Genomic DNA, 4,071 nt, shown 5'->3' on the forward strand with positions numbered 1-4,071 from the left:
CCGCACGCCGCGCGAGAAGGAACTGTGCGCCCTCTTCGCCGGGGTGCTCGGCGCACGAAACCCGAGCCCACAGGTAAACCCAGGGGTGGGGGTGGATACGGACTTCTTCGCGGCTGGGGGTGACTCGCTGCTGGCGATGCGGCTGGCCGCAGCCATCGAGGCGGAGCTGGGCGTGCGTACGTCCATCGCCGCCCTGTTCGAGGCCCCGACCCCGGCGCGGCTGGCGGTCCGGCTCGATCGGGCGGCGACCGAGCTGGACCTGTCGCCGCTGCTGACGCTGCGCGCCGAGGGCGACCGGCCGCCGCTGTTCTGCGTGCATCCGGGGCGGGGCATCGGCTGGTCGTACACCGCGCTGCTGCCGCACCTGGCCCCGGACCGGCCCGTGTACGCCCTGCAGTCGCCGGTGCTCCAGGGCGACTACCGGGTTCCGGAGAGCATGCGGGCGCTGGCCGAGGACTACCTGGCGCGGGTCATGGCCGTCCGTCCGGAGGGGCCGTACCTGCTGCTCGGGCATTCCTTCGGCGGGCTGCTCGCGTACGAGATGGCGGCCTGTCTGCGAGAGGCGGGGCAGGAGGTGGGGCTGGTGGCCTTGCTGGACGCGGTCCCCTGGCCGCCGGGGGCCGATCCCGATCCGGGCGAGGCGGAGCAGGAGGCGCTGACGATCCTGCTGCGCACCCGGACCCTGCACCCGTACGCGCAGCCGGGCCCGCTGGAGCGGGGGCGGGTGTTCGCGGCGGTGCGCGACACCGAGGGGCCGCTGTCGGGGCTGTCCGGCGAGCGGCTGTCCGCGGTGGCCGACGCGGTGGCCGCGCATCTCCGGCTGGCCGTCACCTACCGGCCGCCGCCGCTGGACCGGACGGTGCTGCTCTTCCCGGCCACCGCCGAGCCCGGTGACCCGCCCTCCGCGGTCAAGGCCGGGCGCTGGCGCGAAACGGCAGGCCGCGTACGCGTCCACGACCTCGCCTACGGGCACAGCGACCTGCTCAGACCCGGGCCCGCCGCCGAGATCGCCCGGGTGCTCGAACCGATCCTGCGGGAGTTCTGATGGCACCGATCGAGTACGAGTTCCCCGTCTCCCCCGCGCAGGCCCGGCTGCTGGTGCTGGACCAGCTCAATCCCGGCACCGCGCAGTACAACGTGCCGCTGGCCTTCGCCGTGCGCGGGGACTTCGATCCGGACGTCTTCGGCGCGTGCCTGGACACGGCGGTCGCCGGGCACGAGTCGCTGCGCACGGTCTTCCGCGCGTACGACGGCGCGTACCTGCAGGTCGTCGCCGCGGAGGCGAAGGCCGCGCTGCGGATCGAACGCGACGTCCCGGCCGCGGCCGCCCACGGGCTGCTGCGGGCGGCGGCGGAGGAGCCTTTCGACCTGGCGGCGGGGCCGCTGCTGCGCTGCCACGTGTACGCCCTGGACGACGGCACCCACCGGATCCTGCTGACCGCCCATCACCTGGTGTGCGACGGCTGGTCGCTGCGGCTGCTCCTGCGCGAGCTCAGCGACACCTACCGCACGCTGACCGGCTCCCCTCGGCCCGTACAGGAAGATCCCGCACCGGCGGGGGTTCAGTACCCGGACTACGCCGCCTGGCAGCGGGAGCGCATCGACTCGGGCGCGCTCGACGGCGCGGTCGCGTTCTGGGCCGAGTCGCTCCGGGACGCCCCCGGCGTGCTTGCGCTGCCCACCGACCACCCGCGTCCCGCCGTGCAGTCCACCGCCGGCGGCGTGACGCCACTCAGGCTGCCCGCCGACACCCGGGAGCGGCTGGCCAAGGTGGCCGCCGAGCGGGACGCGACGCCGTTCATGGCGTTGTTCGCGGCGTTCGCCGCCTTCCTCGCGCGGGTGTCGGGCCAGCGGGACCTCGTCGTGGCCGTCCCGGTGTCCGGCCGCGACCACCCCGACCTCCAGGGCGTGATCGGGCTGCTGGCCAACACCCTCGCGGTACGCGCCGACCTGTCGGGCGACCCGTCGTTCCTGGACCTCGTCGGCCGGGTGCGCGAGCGGCTGGTGGCCGCGCAGCCGTACCAGGACGCGCCGTTCGAGGCGGTCGTCGAGGCCGTGGCGCCCGGCCGGGAGCTCAGCCACGACCCCCTCGTCCAGGTGATGTTCGCCTACGACGACGACACCCGGCTGCTGCTCGACCTGCCGGGCGCCACGGCGGAACGCGTCGAACTGCTCCTGGACGACGCCAAGTTCGACCTGCTCATGAACGTGGAACGCGGCCCGGGCGGCCTGTCCGCGCAGTTCGTCCACCGCGCCGACCTGTTCACGCCCGGCACCGTACGCCACTGGGCCCGTGCCTTCGAGACGCTGCTCGACGGCCTGCTGGACCGGCCTGGCGAGCCCGTGACCGCTGCCGCCCTCCTCCCCGAGGAGGATCGCCGCCTGATCCTGGACGTCTGGAACCGCACCGCCGCGCCCACCCCTGCCCGCCTGGTGCCCGACCTGATCGCCGACCGCGCGCTGGAGCGCCCGAACGCCATCGCACTGGTATCCGGCCCGGCCACACGAACATCCGGCCCAGCCGCCGGGCACGCCTCCAGCCCGCCCGCAGCGCAGGCGTCCGACCCGACCACAGAGCAGGTGTCCGGCCCGGCCGCCGCGCACGCCTCCAGTCCGGTCGCGGCGCAGACGTCCGGTCCGGCCGTGCTCACCTACCGGGAGCTGCTGGACCGCGCGGACCGCCTCGCCGCGCGGCTGCGCGCGGCCGGGGTCGGGCCGGGCGTCCCGGTGGGCCTCTGCCTGCCGAGGGGCGCCGACATGGTGGTGGCCGCCGTGGCGGTGCTGCGGGCGGGCGGCGCGTACGTCCCCCTCGACCCCGGCCACCCGCCGGCCCGGCTGAAATTCATGATCGGCGACGCCGGCATCCGGCTGGTGCTCGCCGCGGAACCCATGGACCTGGACGCCGGCACCCAGGTGGTGCTCACCTCGGAACCCAGGAACCCGGACGCCGGCACCCGAGCGGTGCTCACCCAGGAACCCAGGAACCCGGGAGCCCCGGCCGCCGAAGTCCGCGACGCGCCCATCGAGCCGATCGGTCCCGTCCTCACCGCACAACCGGCCCCCGGCGACGTCGCGTACATCCTCTACACCTCCGGCTCCACCGGCACCCCCAAGGGCGTGGCGGTCGAGCACCGCGCGCTGCTCAACCTGGCCACCGCCGTACGCGCCCAGTTCCCCGTGACCGGCGAGGACCGCGTCCTGCAGTACGTGTCGTTCGGGTTCGACGTGGCCGTGTCCGACGTGGTCTTCACCCTGGTCGCCGGAGCCGAGCTGCACGTCGCGGCCGAGTCGGAGCGGCTCGGCGACGACCTGTACGCCCGCCTGCGCGACTCCCGCATCACCTACGCCTTCCTGCCCCCATCGGCGGCCATGTCGCTGCCGTGCCCCCCGGACGCGCTCCCCGACCTGCGCACCCTGGCCATCGGCGGCGAGGCGTGCCCGGCCGAGCTGGTGGAGCGCTGGGCCACGCCGGCGCGCCGGGTGGTGGACGCGTACGGTCCGACCGAGACCACCGTGTACGCCACCACGGCCGACCTCGTGCCCGGCCGCCCCGTGGTGATCGGCCGGCCGGTGGCCAACGGGCGGGCGTACGTCCTGGACGACCGGCTGCGCCCGGTGCCCGTCGGGCTGGTCGGCGAGATCTACCTGGCGGGGGCCGGAGTGGCGCGCGGGTACGCCAACCGGCCGGGCCTGACGGCGGAGCGATTCGTCGCGGACCCGTACGGGCCGCCGGGCGGGCGCATGTACCGCACGGGCGACCTCGGCCGGTACGACGCCGGCGGCGTCCTCTCCTACCTCGGGCGGGTCGACACGCAGGTCAAGCTGCGCGGATTCCGCGTCGAGCTGGGAGAGGTCGAAACGGTCCTGGCCGCGCACCCGCGCGTCGCGGTGGCGGCGGCCACCCTGCGCGGCGACAGCCTGGCGGTGTACGTGGTGCCCGCGAGCGGCGAGCCGCCACCGGCCTGGGAGCTGCGGGCCTGGCTGGGCGAGCGGCTGCCCGGCTACATGGTCCCGGACGCGGTCGTCTTCCTGGACGAGCTGCCCGTCAACAGGTCAGGCAAGGTCGACAGG

At 75.2% G+C, this 4,071-nt stretch carries 2 protein-coding genes; both read left to right on the forward strand.

Annotation, left to right across the window (positions count from 1 at the left end; all coding sequences use genetic code 11):
- Positions 1-1,045: alpha/beta fold hydrolase (locus tag ITP53_RS54225; protein ID WP_195903284.1), on the forward strand; the 1,045-nt coding region annotated here is incomplete at its 5' end.
- Positions 1,045-4,071: non-ribosomal peptide synthetase (locus tag ITP53_RS54230; protein WP_195903285.1), on the forward strand; the 3,027-nt coding region annotated here is incomplete at its 3' end. The genes ITP53_RS54225 and ITP53_RS54230, both read left to right, overlap by 1 nt.

It is taken from the genome of Nonomuraea cypriaca, assembly GCF_015645445.1.
Classification (GTDB): Bacteria; Actinomycetota; Actinomycetes; order Streptosporangiales; family Streptosporangiaceae; genus Nonomuraea; species Nonomuraea cypriaca.